The organism is Rhizobium sp. YAF28, from assembly GCF_052113285.1.
In the GTDB taxonomy this organism is placed as follows: Bacteria; Pseudomonadota; Alphaproteobacteria; order Rhizobiales; family Rhizobiaceae; genus Rhizobium.
In genome coordinates, this window is the sequence record NZ_JBFRCX010000013.1 from 180,060 (window position 1) to 193,533 (window position 13,474).

15 protein-coding genes are annotated in these 13,474 nt (G+C 59.3%); 11 read left to right on the forward strand and 4 right to left on the reverse strand.

Annotation, left to right across the window (positions count from 1 at the left end; all coding sequences use genetic code 11):
• The first annotated feature begins 48 nt into the window (after window positions 1-48).
• Window positions 49-753, forward strand: a complete 705-nt coding sequence (locus tag AB4Z13_RS26880; protein ID WP_442207276.1) for a GntR family transcriptional regulator — start codon at window positions 49-51, stop codon at window positions 751-753.
• A 158-nt stretch (window positions 754-911) separates the two neighbouring features.
• Window positions 912-1,853, forward strand: coding sequence for a dihydrodipicolinate synthase family protein (locus tag AB4Z13_RS26885; protein ID WP_442207277.1), 942 nt, complete (start codon window positions 912-914; stop codon window positions 1,851-1,853).
• 124 nt (window positions 1,854-1,977) lie between these two features.
• Here the strand turns inward: AB4Z13_RS26885 and AB4Z13_RS26890 are convergent, their stop codons facing one another.
• A complete protein-coding gene (locus AB4Z13_RS26890; RefSeq protein WP_442207278.1) occupies window positions 1,978-2,331 on the reverse strand; it encodes a helix-turn-helix domain-containing protein in 354 nt (117 codons plus the stop codon).
• A gap of 49 nt (window positions 2,332-2,380) precedes the next feature.
• Window positions 2,381-2,581: a hypothetical protein gene (locus AB4Z13_RS26895; RefSeq protein WP_442207279.1), complete on the reverse strand. Its 201-nt coding sequence runs from the start codon at window positions 2,579-2,581 to the stop codon at window positions 2,381-2,383.
• 152 nt (window positions 2,582-2,733) lie between these two features.
• On the opposite strand from AB4Z13_RS26895, the gene AB4Z13_RS26900 reads away from it, so the two are divergent.
• Together AB4Z13_RS26900 and AB4Z13_RS26905 are read left to right on the forward strand one after the other, a co-directional pair.
• Entirely contained in the window at window positions 2,734-3,219 is a 486-nt protein-coding gene (locus tag AB4Z13_RS26900) for a hypothetical protein (protein ID WP_113182666.1), read from the forward strand.
• A 2-nt stretch (window positions 3,220-3,221) separates the two neighbouring features.
• Window positions 3,222-3,443: a hypothetical protein gene (locus AB4Z13_RS26905; RefSeq protein ID WP_442207280.1), complete on the forward strand. Its 222-nt coding sequence runs from the start codon at window positions 3,222-3,224 to the stop codon at window positions 3,441-3,443.
• Here the strand turns inward: AB4Z13_RS26905 and AB4Z13_RS26910 are convergent.
• Window positions 3,409-4,467 carry a LysR family transcriptional regulator gene (locus AB4Z13_RS26910; protein ID WP_007825339.1) on the reverse strand — a complete coding sequence of 353 codons (1,059 nt, stop codon included), beginning with the start codon at window positions 4,465-4,467 and terminating at the stop codon, window positions 3,409-3,411. The two genes, AB4Z13_RS26905 and AB4Z13_RS26910, sit on opposite strands and share 35 nt — an antisense overlap.
• A 363-nt stretch (window positions 4,468-4,830) precedes the next feature.
• On the opposite strand from AB4Z13_RS26910, the gene AB4Z13_RS26915 reads away from it, so the two are divergent.
• Together AB4Z13_RS26915 and AB4Z13_RS26920 are read left to right on the forward strand one after the other, a co-directional pair.
• A complete protein-coding gene (locus AB4Z13_RS26915; RefSeq protein ID WP_113324327.1) occupies window positions 4,831-5,106 on the forward strand; it encodes a hypothetical protein in 276 nt (91 codons plus the stop codon).
• A gap of 836 nt (window positions 5,107-5,942) precedes the next feature.
• Window positions 5,943-6,104 (forward strand): hypothetical protein, encoded by a 162-nt coding sequence (locus AB4Z13_RS26920; RefSeq protein ID WP_442207281.1) that lies wholly within the window; start codon window positions 5,943-5,945, stop codon window positions 6,102-6,104.
• Window positions 6,105-6,586: 482 nt separating this feature from the next.
• Here AB4Z13_RS26920 and AB4Z13_RS26925 read toward each other — a convergent pair whose 3' ends face one another.
• Window positions 6,587-7,951, reverse strand: coding sequence for an MmgE/PrpD family protein (locus AB4Z13_RS26925; protein WP_442207282.1), 1,365 nt, complete (start codon window positions 7,949-7,951; stop codon window positions 6,587-6,589).
• Between the two features lie 107 nt (window positions 7,952-8,058).
• Here AB4Z13_RS26925 and AB4Z13_RS26930 point away from each other — a divergent pair, with 107 nt between their 5' ends.
• The 5 genes from AB4Z13_RS26930 to AB4Z13_RS26950 all read left to right on the forward strand — a co-directional run bounded on the left by AB4Z13_RS26930 (window position 8,059) and on the right by AB4Z13_RS26950 (window position 13,464).
• Entirely contained in the window at window positions 8,059-8,964 is a 906-nt protein-coding gene (locus AB4Z13_RS26930; RefSeq protein WP_442207283.1) for a LysR family transcriptional regulator, read from the forward strand.
• 31 nt (window positions 8,965-8,995) lie between these two features.
• Window positions 8,996-9,901: a LysR family transcriptional regulator gene (locus AB4Z13_RS26935; RefSeq protein WP_442207284.1), complete on the forward strand. Its 906-nt coding sequence runs from the start codon at window positions 8,996-8,998 to the stop codon at window positions 9,899-9,901.
• A gap of 178 nt (window positions 9,902-10,079) precedes the next feature.
• Window positions 10,080-11,024, forward strand: coding sequence for an ABC transporter permease (locus AB4Z13_RS26940; RefSeq protein WP_310384008.1), 945 nt, complete (start codon window positions 10,080-10,082; stop codon window positions 11,022-11,024).
• A complete protein-coding gene (locus AB4Z13_RS26945) occupies window positions 11,021-11,839 on the forward strand; it encodes an ABC transporter permease (protein WP_442207285.1) in 819 nt (272 codons plus the stop codon). The genes AB4Z13_RS26940 and AB4Z13_RS26945 overlap by 4 nt, the downstream gene beginning before the upstream one ends.
• Window positions 11,836-13,464 carry an ABC transporter ATP-binding protein gene (locus tag AB4Z13_RS26950; protein WP_442207286.1) on the forward strand — a complete coding sequence of 543 codons (1,629 nt, stop codon included), beginning with the start codon at window positions 11,836-11,838 and terminating at the stop codon, window positions 13,462-13,464. The genes AB4Z13_RS26945 and AB4Z13_RS26950 overlap by 4 nt, the downstream gene beginning before the upstream one ends.
• Window positions 13,465-13,474 lie beyond the last annotated feature (10 nt).

Consider the following 13,474-nt stretch of genomic DNA (forward strand, 5'->3'; position numbering starts at 1 on the left):
CGCTAGTAACTGGGTGTAAACTCGGCTGCTTGAAAGGACGATGGGCGCGTGGACGAGACCGAAAAACTGCAAACGCACAGGCGCGGCTCCGGCGTATCGACGGTCTATGAGACGCTTCGAAACGAGATCATCGAGCTGAAATTGCCGCCGGGCAGCCCGATCGATGAACAGCAGCTGTCGGATCGTTTTGCGCTGTCGCGCACGCCGATCCGCGAAGCCTTGGTGCGGCTTGCAGCCGAAGGTCTGATCACCACGCTCACCAACCGCGCGACGATCGTCTCGAACATCGATTTCCTCGGCCTGCCGGAATTTTTCGACGCGCTGACTTTGATGTACCGCGTCACGACGCGACTTGCGGCTGCCAATCACGCCGAAGGCGATATCGCCGCCATCCTTGTGCAGCAGAAGGCTTTCGAGGCTGCGGTCACCAGCCGCGATGTGCTCGGCATGATTTCGACCAATCGCGACTTCCATATCGCGATCGCCCAGGCCGGCCGGAACAGATATTACGTCGAGCTTTTCACCCGGCTGCTGGATGAAGGTCGCCGCATTCTGAGGCTCTACTATTCCTCCTTCAACGATGTGCTGCCGCGCCAATATGTCGGCGAGCACGAGGAGTTGATCCAGGCGATCATCAATCGCGACGTCACGCTGGCCGACAGCCTGGCATCTGCCCACGCTGATCAGATTGTCGGCCAAATCCGCTCCTACATCACCGCCGATTCCCGCCAGAACGCGAAGCTGGCGCTCTAGCCGCCCGCAAAATTCTCGCACCACAAGAGCAGTGCCTCGTTCAGCACTGAAGGAAAATTGCATCCTGTATTTTTCTTGTCGACAAGAAGTCGGCAAGATGCTAAATGCCTCGTCAACCCCGCTGTCCGGGGAGTTTTCCAGAGAACGAGAGATTGGCGATGACTGATTCCGTATTCCAAGGCTGCATCCCGGCGCTCATGACGCCATGCAATGACGACCGCACCCCAAATTTTGACGCGCTTGCCCGCAAGGGCAAGGAACTGATCGACCTCGGCATGTCCGGCGTCGTCTATTGCGGTTCGATGGGCGACTGGCCGCTCTTGACCGACGAGCAGCGTCAGGAAGGTGTCCAGCGCCTCGTCGAGGCAGGTGTTCCCGTTATCGTCGGTACCGGTGCCGTCAACACCAAGTCGGCCGTCGCCCATGCTGCGCATGCTGCGGCTGTGGGCGCCAAGGGATTGATGGTCATCCCCCGCGTGCTGTCGCGCGGTTCGTCCGTTTCGGCCCAGCGGGACCATTTCTCGGCGATCCTTGAAGCGGCCAAGGGCCTGCCGGCAGTCATCTACAACAGCCCCTATTACGGCTTTGCGACGCGCGCCGATCTGTTCTTCGATCTGCGTTCGCGCTTTTCGAACCTCGTCGGCTTCAAGGAGTTCGGCGGCAAGAGCGACATGACCTATGCGGCCGAAAACATCACGTCGGGCGATGATGCGCTGACGCTAATGGTTGGTGTCGATACCGGCGTCTACCACGGCTTTGTCAATTGCGGCGCGGGCGGGGCCATCACCGGCATCGGCAACGCGCTGCCGAAGGAAGTGCTGCATCTCGTTTCGCTCTGCGAACAGGCAGCCAAAGGTGATGCGGCCGCCCGCAGCGCCGCCCGCGAGCTCGAAGAGGCGCTGATGGTTCTGTCGACCTATGACGAAGGTCCAGATCTCGTGCTGCACTACAAGTATCTGATGGTGCTGAACGGCGAGAAGGAATACACGCTGCATTTCAACGAGACCGACAAGCTGAGCGACTCCCAACGCCGTCACCTCGAAAACCAGTATCGCCTGTTCAAGACCTGGTACGCTGCCCGTTATCCGAACGCTGCCTGAAGCTGTCAGGAACGCTCCGGCCTCGCAGCTTGCCTGCGAGGCCGCTCAAAGAAGGCGCGCCCCACCAGGTGAGCGCCGCGCGCAGGCAAATGGATTGCTGTTGGTTTTGCCGCTGGAGACGGGGTCAGTTCGCCACATCGGTGGCGGCCAGGGAGTGGATCAGCATCGTCAGATCGCGTCGGATCTTCAGATCCGTGATACGCTCGATTTCCCTGGCAAGATAGGCTGCCTCGTCCTCGACGCCAGCGCTCGCCTCGGTTTCGATGCCGTTGATGAACCAGCCGGCATCCACCTTCATGAAGTCGCATAACCGCAGCATGACCGCGACGGACAGGCGGTTTGTACCATTCTCGTATTTCTGGATCTGCTGAAACGCGACGCCGATATGCGCAGCGAGTTCGCTCTGGGTGAAGCCGCGAGCGGCGCGCACGGAGCGTAATCTCTGGCCGATTGCCAAATTCAGTTCCTGATCTTTCATGCCTATCCTTGAGAATACTTCCGTCGACTGCAGATCTTGCAGGTTCTCTTTACATGATCGGCTTTTGAGATCCACCTCCATCTGTCAAAAGCGTCAGTTGTTCTTTGAGTTGGCGCTGTTCCCTCTCGGACAGATGCGCGATCTCATTTTCGACGAAGCTCGCAATGGCGCGTGGGTCGTCGCCATACCGGCGTGCCCCTTCCGCGCAGAGAGCGATGATGGTTGCCATCGGATTGGCAGGGTCCGTCATTTTTGAAATCCCCCCTGAAATCTTCGTCCTTCGCGCCGCAGTCGTTCTGCGGTTGAAGTGGGTTGTGCAGTAAAAGAGGCCGACCGATGGTGAACAAATATCCCAATCTTCGATGCCAAGTCGCAACGACCCCGGACCATGTTCGGGATGCGATGATCTTGAGAAGCATCTGCTTTGTCCATGAGCACGGTATCTCGCCCTCCTTCATCTTCGACGGTAATGATCACCAGGCCACGCATTTCGTCTTTTATGATGGCGAAGAGCCGGTTGGTTCGCTTCGCATCCGCTGGTTCGCCGACTTTGCCAAGTATGAACGAACCTGCTTCCGCGAAAAGTACCGACACCCTTTTACGGTTAAGCGTTGCATTCAGATGACCTTCGATCATGTCGCGCGCAAGGGCTATACGAAGGTTCTGACCCAGGCCGAGCAGCGTCTCGCGCGGCTGTGGACCATTCTATTCGATCTGGAGATCGTCGACAGCCCGCCGGTGGAAATCGCCGGCCATCCGGAGCCCTATCTGACCGTTGTCGGCACGATCCCCGCGTCATCTGATCCGATTACCATGGAAAGCAGCAGCGCCATGCTGTTGCGCATCGAAGGTCAATGGGACGCGCCGAGTTCGTTTGAGACAGCATAACAATGGCAGGTTTTGACAACGCGGGCGACATGTCTGCAACGGCTGCGCTGCAGGAGGAAATTCTCACGCGCACGAAACTACACACCGAAATGGTGCGTCGTCTCATCAATGATCCGACAGTGCAGCCGCTCGAGCTCGCCGGCTTCCTGGAAGATGTCGCGAATGCCTATCTTTCGATCTCCGAAGAGCTCAGCCAAATTGTGAAGGCGGCGGAGGAGCGATAGTTTCGAGCATTTTGCGCAAGCTCTCTTCCTGTTCGTGCCGCCCGGACGGGAAGGTCAATCTGCTTTCGAAAGACGGGTTGGTCCTGAAAATATCGACGATCCAGTCATAGACGGCGGCCACCGGTCTCGATTGCCGGCGATTGGCAACCGAGGTCAGATAGACGGGCAGGGCGACATGCACGCCGAGTTCGAGCGGTACGAGTTCGGGATCTGCGAGCACGTAATTGCCGAGCAGCCCGACGCCTGCGCCGTTGCGAACGAGAGCAAAGTAGGCAAGCGAATTCTCGCAGTTGTGGGTCTGGTGGCCGGCTTCGACGAGGCCGCGCCAGCCGTCCCAGATCTCGCGTTCGGAAGCATAATAGTTGCACTGCACATAGACATGCTGGGAGATGAACTGGCGCTGCGGAACGCCGGATTTCTTTAGATAATCACGGCTGGCGATCGGAATGAGATGAAGGGTGCCGATCTCGACGCAATCGACATCCGCCCTCGAAATCGGAGAGAGCGAGATCATCAGATCGGCCTGGTTCTTCTCGAAATTGACGAGCGACACCTGTTCGCGAATATCGAGATTGAGGCGCGGATAGTTGTCGTTCAGCCGGGGCACAGCGGGAGCGACGATGGCGACGGCAAGGCCGGAGGTCACGCTGACGGCAACCCGTCCGGTGACGGCGTCCATCTCATCCTTCAGGTCGTTGGAAAGGGAAAACAGCTGGAAATCGAGCTCTGCAACCTGGATTGCGAGCTTGCGCCCAGTTTCTGTCAGCGTGACGCCGGAAAAGGTCGAGATGACGAGTTGCGAACCGATCTGGTCCTGAAGGCGCTTCACATCACGGCTGACGGTCGGCGCACTGGTGCCGAGAAGCTCAGCGGCTTGAGCAAAGGAAGGGCTTTTGGCGACCGCCAGAAAGGTCCTGAGTTCGCGCCAGATCGGCCGCGAAAGCAGGCCTCTGATTTCAAGTGGCGATTTATCCAGATCGGCGCGTTCGCTGCCGAATGGAAGAGGAGGGAAGGCTTTGTTCACGACCGCCTCGCGTATAAGTGGAGACGCAACAATATACTTAATCGGGGATTACGGGCAATTGTGGAAGAACGATAGCTTATAGGCCTTGAGAAGTCGCAGTTAACGATCGCGAGCGTCCATCCCGCTCGCTGGTTCCTTCGAAATACTACTCATAAGGTGTTTATTTCAATTCCAATATTTCAATAAAGTGACGTTTAGTTGGTGGTTTAAATCGATATAATCTGGTCATTTACGCAACTGATGGGGTGTGTTAGCGTTTTTGCGGCGGGCAAGATTCGATTTCAACATTCCGTTTCGGGACTGATGCAAGGCGGACCTGCCCGATTGCGAAACTTTCGCCAAGCTCGGAGGCAAATCAAGGCGATGGCCGATGGAATTTCTGATATGATTGATAGCAATGGGCCGGTGGGATTCCTGCGGCTCTTCCGTCTTGTTTCTGCGGCAAGAGATAGTGCTTCATCACTGGAGCTCATGGATCTCGTGCGTCTGATGGATATGGCGCTCATGCAGACGGCGCTCGACTGGGAAGGGCTTGATGCCGAAAACCTGGATGAGCGCGCCTTCCTGAATCTCATCCGGGAGAAGCAGCAAATCGCTCACCAGACGCATATCCATGCCGTTCAAATTGAAATGGCATGATTACTGAGGGGATTGCAACGCCTATAGCCAGGTCGAAATTCCGTCAGACAAAAGACTAACGAGAGAATTCGTGGCACGGTTGAGCGAACCGAAATGGAAAGTCTGATGGTGCACCGGGTGATCCATTCTCAGGTTATTCCGAGGGCTCGGCGATAACCAAACTCGATGAACGAGGCTCGATGATTGAAGAGGTTCGAGCGATTTTGGAGGCTGGCGCGCCAACTGTAGTGCCGCCTGAGGTCGGCGGCTTCAGCTAGGCGATTGGCTTTTTCTTACCCTGTCTCGTAATTCTTTATCCCGGCATGGCGATTGGTTGATCGCCGGTCGAAACGCGGACGTAGCCAATCAGTTTTTTGGCGAGGGGAGGGATAGACCTTCGTTGCTTCGCCATCGATTTTGCGGACCATTTTTGTGGCGTTCACAGATAAGGATGCGTGAAAAGGACCGGTTGCAAGCGTGTTTTAGGTGTCGAACAGCGGCCCGCCAGACTCGAAATACGACCGTGGACGAGCAACGGAGCGTCCGGATAAGCAAAGGCGCGTCAGCGGGCTTCTGCGGCGGAAATGCCGGAAAAACAGCGGTATCGGTGATAGCTGAAGAAGGGGGAGCCTGCCAAAAGAGCGCTGACGCCCAATCCGCGCGAGAGGCGTTCCGATGGTATGCGCCGACGCACGCGCCGGAGCAGCGATTAGGTGTTGCCAAGACAGCGCACATACACGCGCAGGTCCTCCTGCTTTGTCTTGTTCCCGAATATTTCTTGATTTACTCGCGGACCTGGTGGAGAAGGCGCCATCAACCTCACTCTTCAATCCCTAGGAGAGTATTAGAGAACTGTCGTGAACGCGAAAATTATCTTAGGTTTTATTACAATCGCGGCCCTAGCCGGCTACGACAGCCTGGGTCTCGATGCTAAGTATCTGGTTTATTTCCTTATTTTCATAGCCGCTTTTTTTGTCGGCTCCTGGTTTGACTCAATCGGACAGGACGAAGAGGAATAGCTTCTGCCAGGTGGTGCCACGCCCGGTTTTATGTCTTTATCACGCCGATACTTGATCTACATCAGCACGACGCCGAATTAGCGAGCGAGCTGGCGCGTGATAGTCTAGTTAGTCCCAAAATCCTCCCAAGAGACGCAGTCGCGGATAGGTGACCCGCGGGAGAGAACGCGTTCTCGCAGATTTCGCGCGCCAGGATTCGTCCTTGCAGCTCGCTGCGCTATCGAAAATTGTCCGGAAATCCCGTATTTTACGGAAAATGGAGTATGCCAATGACATCGACTGTCACTGCTGCCGCTGTCAAACAACGCTTCGTCGCGCTTGTCCGCGCCAAGGCCCATCGATCGGCAAGTCGTAGCGATTAGCTATACGTCCGATGTCAAATTTGCATTCTGAAGATCGAAATCAATCTACCATCGATAACCTATACGGAAATAAGCGGGCCGGCGGTCGAGCCCCTTCAAGAGCAGCGATCTGACTAGCGCCTAATCAGTTGCTGTCGCGGAGAAGCAGACGCTTAATAATGAGTCGACTGAATCGACCCGAGAGAGGTCACCAAGTTGATCAAATCCCGCATGTTTATAGCTCATCTGCCGCCATGACAGGCAGTTGGCGAATTTTATTCGCTTCTGCTCGGAAGTGAGCGGAATCTCCATCGCGCCATTGGCATGCAGCCGTGTCTTCTGGAGCACGTCGCCATTTCTTAACGACAGGGTGACGATGTGTGGAAGACGTTCGTGCCCACGCTCCTCTTCGGCCGTGTAGGCGTGCATGCTGATCCTCTGCATCAGGGCCTGACGGCCGGGATTTTCGAGTGCAGCCGCTGTGAAATCCGCAAGCGAAAGTGAGCCTTTCTCCAGCGCGGTCGCTAGGCAATATTGCATCGAGAAACGCGCCTGCATCGAATCTGCAGGAGAGGGGTAGGCAAGGTTTTTCACGGCTGAAATGCCGACCTTGGTGTCGATCGCTGCGATGTCCTCAGGGTCAAGCGCGTGCTCCTGGACGAGATCTAGAAGCGCATCGATCGCCCGATGTGTCGAGGCGCAGCACGGATGAAGTTTCGTGACGAGGCCGCGGCTTTCTATGACAGGCGTCTCGTCAGGCTGCCAATCCGACCAGCCCCGTGCCTCGTCACCGCCGAATAGGTCGAGAAAGCCTTGTGGCCGTTCCAGAATGTCGAGACGGCCCGCGACTCCCGATAGCGCCAGCATCGCCGCCTCGACCGCGTTGCGGGCGGCGAGGCCTGCATGGATCGGTTTGGCGCGTGTTCCGAACTGACCTTTCGGCCCGCCCGCCATCGATGTCGCAAGGCTCATCGCCTGCGCCATTTCATCGATGCCGGCCCCGAGAAGATGCGCCACGCCCGCAGCCGCGCCGATCGCGCCGACGGTCGACGTGCCGTGCCAGCCCCTGTTGTAATGGGATGGATTGACGCCGTAGCCGACAGCGGCCTGGGCCTCCAACCCGACCAAATAGGCGTCGAGGAATTGAATGCCGCTGACAGCGCGGTCGGCGGTCGTCACGGCCATGAGCGCGGGAACCAGAACGGCAGATGCATGCGCCCGCGCCGGGTGAAAATTGTCGTCGAAATCAAGTGCATGGGCGGCTGTCCCGTTGACCAATGCGGCGATCGAAGGCGTTGAATGCTCTCCAGTCACCAGCACGCTACTCCCTCCTGGACCTGCACTTGGAAATGCCTCGGTCACCGCAATAACGCTGTTGTCCTCGGCGCCAGCGATCATGCATCCGAGTGTATCGATAACGGCATCTGCGGCCTTCTTCCGCGCCGAAGTCGAAAATGTTGCCCGCCGGGAAAGCGCGCCTGCGATATTAAGAAGAATGCCGGTCATTGACGAATGTCTCTCGCTGCGATTGCTTGAGCGCAAAATGTTCGAAGCCGGATCAAACCGCAATCTTATGCGGTTTCCGGATAGGTCTAGCGAAGGTGATGCAGTCCATGGTGAAAGCGACAAGCGCGGCGATTAGCCTGAAGCATATCGAGGCATATGACGCGATCGCTGCCACTGGCTCCACGGTCGCGGCCGCGCTCGAACTCGGCATTTCCCAGTCGAATGCAAGTCGACTCCTGCAGCAGCTGGAAGATTATCTCGGGGTTCGCCTTTTCGAGCGCGACAAGAACCGGCTTGCCGCCACCCGCGAGGGCCTGCAGCTCGGGCCGGAAATCCGCGCCATATCGGATCGTCTGCGGGCCTTGAAGACGGCGGCGATCGAGCTGGAGAAGGGCCGGTCGCGCGACATGCTTCTGAGGATTGCATTTCCGGGCAGCCTGTCATCCACGCGGACGCCAAAGATGATCTGCGATTTTATGGTCGCGAACGGTCCGGTTCGCGTCGAACTTGCCTCGGGAAGCTATCTTGCGATCGAGCGCATGGTGGCTGATGGCGAGGCCGATATCGGTTTTGCGCGCCTGCCGCTTGCCACGCCTGGCCTGAAGCAGGAGCGGCGCTTGCCGTCACGGATCGTCTGCGCCCTGCATGAAGATCACCCCCTTGCCGGTCGCCCGTCGCTGACGATCGCCGAGCTGAAGGGCCACGATCTCATCGTGCTCAACCGCGAAAGGCCGGTCCGCCACCAGATCGAGGCGCTATTCTATCAGCATGGAATCCGGCAGCGACCCTTGCTGGAAGCCCATTCGGTGGCGAGCGCCTGCGCCCTGGCCGCGGAAGGACTGGGGATCGCACTGGTCGGCGAGCTGATCGCACGCGAATATGCCCACAAGCCACTACGCTTCTTGGCGCTTGAGCCAGATCTGCCGGTGACCTATTGCCTGATCAGCGGCGAAAAACACCCGCTTTCGAAGACCGCTGCCCTGTTTCTCGAAAACATCGCCGGCTGGTCATGAGGGCGAGATTTGAAATGGGGGCGAGCGGGCAATGAACATCAGGCAGCTGGAAGTCCTGCGCACGCTTCTTGCGACCGGCTCGACGATCGCGACCGCAAAGGCGATGGGGCTCAGCCAGTCCGGTGTCAGCCGCATGCTGCAGCAGCTGGAAAGCGATCTTTCGATCTCGCTTTTCGTGCGCGACCGGGGACGGCTGATCGCGACGCCGGAAGCGGCGGTTCTGGCGCGGGATGCGGAAAACGTACTGCTCGCCGTCGAGCGCATGGCCGGCCATGCCGAGGATTTGCGCAACGGCGCACAGGGGCCGGAAATCGTCCGGATCGGCCTGCCGAGCAGCATGTGGGAAAATTTCGCGCCCGCCATGCTGATCGATTATATCCGCGATTTTCCCGGCGTCCGCATCGAGACATTTTTCGAAACGACGACGGCGATCAACCGGCTGGTCGAGGAGCGCGTCATCGATATCGGCTTTTTGCGCATGGAGGGTGAAAGCGGGCCGGGCATCGAAATCGACAGGGTGGCGACCGGGGAAAGTGTCTGCGTCGTGCCGCAGGACCACCCGCTGGCCGAACTCGAAGAAATCACCGTTAAGGATTTGCGCAACGTGCCGCTGATCCTGATCGGCCGCCAGCGGCCGAACCGCATGGCGCTGGATCAGGCGTTCAAGCGGGCGGGCGTCAAACAGATGGTCAAGATCGAGACCCATACGAACAGCTCGGCCTGTTCCTATGTCGCCCATGGTCTCGGTGTGACGATCATCAGCAGCTTTTACGCCAATCTCTACCGCGACCTGCCGGTCGTGCAGCGGCCCTTCCTGCCCCGTTCGAAACAGGAATTCGGCTTGGCGCGTGCAAGCGGCGTTCCTTTGTCCATTGCCGCGCAGGGGCTCAGCGATGCCTTGAAAAAGCAGATACTGCTTTCGCAAAAAGCCGTTTGATATCGTGAGTATGGTGTTCTGATTCACGGTACGGGCCTTGCCCGTCACGGCTGCGGACTCTGCATAGACATATGACGAAACTGCATAATATTGCGCGCCTTTCTTCAAACCATCATAGTCTCATTCAACGAAACCGATGGTGTCCGAGGGAAAAGCGGGCGCCAATCGTGGGGATAAAATGCTGAGATTCATCCTGAGCCGTCTTCTGATGGCGCTTCCGACGATCGCGCTCGTCTCCGTGACGGTCTTTGCGCTGATCCGCTTCATTCCCGGTGATCCCGCAGCGCTGATGCTTGGCGACATGGCGCAGCCCGACCAGATCGCTGCCATGCGCACCGAGCTCGGCCTGGACCAGTCCCTGCCGCAGCAATTTGTCATCTGGGCCGGCAATGTCCTGCAGGGGGATTTCGGCAAGTCGATCGTCAATGGCGAGGCGGTTTTGCCGCTCGTCGCGTCGCGCTTTCTTGTCAGCGCCGAGATTGTTGTGTTTGCGGTTCTGCTGGCGAGCCTGATTGCGGTGCCGGCCGGTGTCATCGCCGCCTGGAAGCAGAACAGCCTGACCGATCTTGCGCTGGTCGGCACGGCAACGGTGCTTCTGTCGATCCCGACCTTCTGGCTCGGCCTGCTGCTGCTCCTGTTTTTCGGCCTTTCGCTCGGCTGGCTGCCGGTCCTCGGTTACGTCTCGATCGGCGACAATCTAGCGGGTGGCCTTCTCTATCTCGTGTTGCCGGTGATGACGCTCGTCATCCACGAAATGGGTGTGCTGATCCGCATGGCGCGGGCCTCGACGCTGGAAGTGCTGCGTCTCGACTATATCACCCATGCCCGCGCCAAGGGGCTTTCCGAAGGCGCTGTCCTCTGGCGTCACACGTTCAAGAATGCCTTTGGCCCGACCTGGACGATGATCGGCCTGATCCTCGGCAACCTGCTCGGCGGCATTGCGGTCATCGAGACGGTGTTCACCATTCCAGGCCTCGGCCGGCTGATGGTCGACAGCATTTTTGCGCGCGATTACCCGGTGATCCAGGGATGCCTGCTGTTCGTGTCGCTGTCCTATGTCTTGGTCAATCTCGTCATCGACCTGCTCTATCCCCTGTTCGATCCGCGCGTGGTGGCCGAATGAAAAAGTTTGCTCTCAACGGGCTGATCGGCGGCATTCTCGTCGCGGTCCTGCTCATCACCGCCGCGATCGGTCTCGTCTGGACGCCCTTCGATCCGATGAAACTCTCCTTCACGGCGCGCCTTGCCGCGCCGAGTGCCCAGCACTTGCTCGGCACCGACGAATTCGGCCGTGACGTGCTGAGCCGCCTGATGATCGGCGCCCGCGCCAGCGTCTGGATCGGCGCCCTGACGGTGTTCTTCGCTACGCTCTTCGGCGCGCTGATCGGCCTCGTCAGCGGTTATGCCCGCGGCTGGGTGGATGGCGTGATCATGGCGGTCAACAACGCGCTTCTCGCCTTTCCCGGCATTCTTCTGGCGCTCGGACTGCTCGCGGTGTTCGGTGCCAATCAGTACGGCATCATCTTCGCGCTCGGCATTGCCTATACGCCCTCCATGGCGCGTGTCGTGCGCGGAGCGGTCCTGTCCGTGCGCGAGCGGGAATTCATCGAAGCCTCGCGGGTCATGGGCAATGGCGAGCTCTATACGATGTTCCGGCATGTCCTGCCCAACTGCCTTGCGCCGATCACCGTGCTCGCCACCTCCATGTTCGGCTGGGCCATCCTCTCGGAAAGCGCGCTGTCCTTCCTCGGCCTCGGAGTTCCGCCACCGGCGCCGACCTGGGGCAATATGCTGGCGGCGGGCCGCCCGCTCATCCAGCAGGCTGTGTGGCTCGGCCTTTTCCCCGGCCTCTGCATCGCGCTGACGCTGCTCGGCATCAATCTTCTGGGTGACGCGCTCCGCGACAAGCTCGACCCGCGCATGAGGGGCTTGAAATGACCAACGAACCGCTCATCACCGTTCGCGACCTGTCGCTCGAAGTCGCAGGGACAGGCCATCAGGTGGTCAAAGGCATCAGCTTCGACATCGCTCCCGGCGAGATCTTCGGCATTGTCGGTGAAAGCGGCTCGGGCAAGACGCTGGCGACCCGCGCCCTGATCTCGCTTCTGCCACCGGCGATCCGCGTCACCGGCGGGTCGGTCACCTACAAAGGCAAGGATGTCATGTCCATGCCGGATCGGGCGCTGCGCCGCCTGCGTGGTGCCGAGATCGGCGTCGTCTTCCAGGAGCCGATGACTTCGCTCAATCCGTCGATGACGATCGGCGGGCAGCTGGAGGAGGGGCTTGTCCTTCACACGAAGCTTTCGCCGGAAGAGCGCCGGACCCGCATTCTCGACATGCTCCGGCGTGTCGGCATCCGCGATCCCGAGGGCGCGCTTACCGCCTATCCGCACGAATTTTCCGGCGGCATGCGCCAGCGCATTATGCTTGCCTGCGTCATGCTGCTCAAACCGGCGCTGCTGATCGCCGATGAACCGACGACAGCGCTTGATGCCGTCATCCAGCGCGATGTCATGGAACTGATGGTCGAGCTGACGCGGGCCGAAGGCACGGCCGTGCTTCTGATCAGCCACGACTTGCCAATGGTCGCACGTTACACGAGCCGTATCGTCGTCATGGAAAAGGGCACGATCGTCGAACAGGGCCGCACCGAGGATCTGCTCGATGCGCCGCAACATCCCTATACGAAAAAGCTCCTCTCTTCGCTGCCCTTCCGCGGTGCTGCGCGTGTGATCGAAACGGCAAAGGCGCCGATGGTCTCGGCGCAGAATATCGTCGTCGATTACCCGGGCCGCAAATCGCTGTTCAAGACGGCAAAGCCGAAGCGCGCCCTGCATGGCGTCAGCATCGAGATCCATGAAGGCGAGGTCGTGGCGCTGGTCGGGGGGTCCGGTTCCGGCAAGACCACGCTTGGACGCACGATCGCCGGCCTCGTCCGGGAAAGCGAAGGCGAGATCCGCTTCCAAGGCCGCACCCGCGACGCGGACTGGACCGATTACCGTCTGAACTGCCAGATGGTGTTTCAGGATCCCTATTCCTCGCTCGATCCGCGCATGACCATTCTGGCCCTCGTCGAGGAAGCCCTGCGGCTGGTGCCGGGCCTCGACGCGGCTGCCAAGCGTAAGCGCGCACTGGAGACGCTGGAAGAAGTCGGGCTCGGTGCCGATTACGCCCAGCGTTATCCGCACGAACTTTCGGGCGGCCAGCGCCAGCGTGTGGCGATTGCCCGCGCCGTTGCGCGCCGGCCCCGCTTCTTGATCGCCGACGAGCCGGTGTCTGCCCTTGATGTCACGGTGCGGGCACAGGTTCTCGACCTCTTCTCCGACCTGCAGAAGCGCTACGGCTTTTCCTGCCTGTTCATCAGCCACGATCTCGGCGTCGTCGAACAGGTGGCCGATCGGGTCGTCGTCATGCAGGACGGCCGGATCATCGAGGAGGGCGACCGCGATACGATCTTCGACCAGCCGAAAGAGGCCTATACGCGCCGGCTTCTCTCGGCCATTCCCGCCCTCGATCAGAACGACAAGGGCGGCGTGACACTGAAATGGCGCCTGGAGAACTGAGATGCGAGCT

Excerpts from the sequence above, each read along its gene's own strand:
- AB4Z13_RS26885 (WP_442207277.1), top strand. The coding sequence starts at position 912 with ATGACTGATTCCGTATTCCAAGGCTGCATCCCGGCGCTCATGACGCCA.
- AB4Z13_RS26890 (WP_442207278.1), bottom strand. The coding sequence starts at position 2,331 with ATGAAAGATCAGGAACTGAATTTGGCAATCGGCCAGAGATTACGCTCC.
- AB4Z13_RS26895 (WP_442207279.1), bottom strand. The coding sequence starts at position 2,581 with ATGACGGACCCTGCCAATCCGATGGCAACCATCATCGCTCTCTGCGCG.
- AB4Z13_RS26900 (WP_113182666.1), top strand. The coding sequence starts at position 2,734 with ATGATCTTGAGAAGCATCTGCTTTGTCCATGAGCACGGTATCTCGCCC.
- AB4Z13_RS26905 (WP_442207280.1), top strand. The coding sequence starts at position 3,222 with ATGGCAGGTTTTGACAACGCGGGCGACATGTCTGCAACGGCTGCGCTG.
- AB4Z13_RS26915 (WP_113324327.1), top strand. The coding sequence starts at position 4,831 with ATGGCCGATGGAATTTCTGATATGATTGATAGCAATGGGCCGGTGGGA.
- AB4Z13_RS26925 (WP_442207282.1), bottom strand. The coding sequence starts at position 7,951 with ATGACCGGCATTCTTCTTAATATCGCAGGCGCGCTTTCCCGGCGGGCA.
- AB4Z13_RS26930 (WP_442207283.1), top strand. The coding sequence starts at position 8,059 with ATGGTGAAAGCGACAAGCGCGGCGATTAGCCTGAAGCATATCGAGGCA.
- AB4Z13_RS26935 (WP_442207284.1), top strand. The coding sequence starts at position 8,996 with ATGAACATCAGGCAGCTGGAAGTCCTGCGCACGCTTCTTGCGACCGGC.
- AB4Z13_RS26940 (WP_310384008.1), top strand. The coding sequence starts at position 10,080 with ATGCTGAGATTCATCCTGAGCCGTCTTCTGATGGCGCTTCCGACGATC.
- AB4Z13_RS26945 (WP_442207285.1), top strand. The coding sequence starts at position 11,021 with ATGAAAAAGTTTGCTCTCAACGGGCTGATCGGCGGCATTCTCGTCGCG.
- AB4Z13_RS26950 (WP_442207286.1), top strand. The coding sequence starts at position 11,836 with ATGACCAACGAACCGCTCATCACCGTTCGCGACCTGTCGCTCGAAGTC.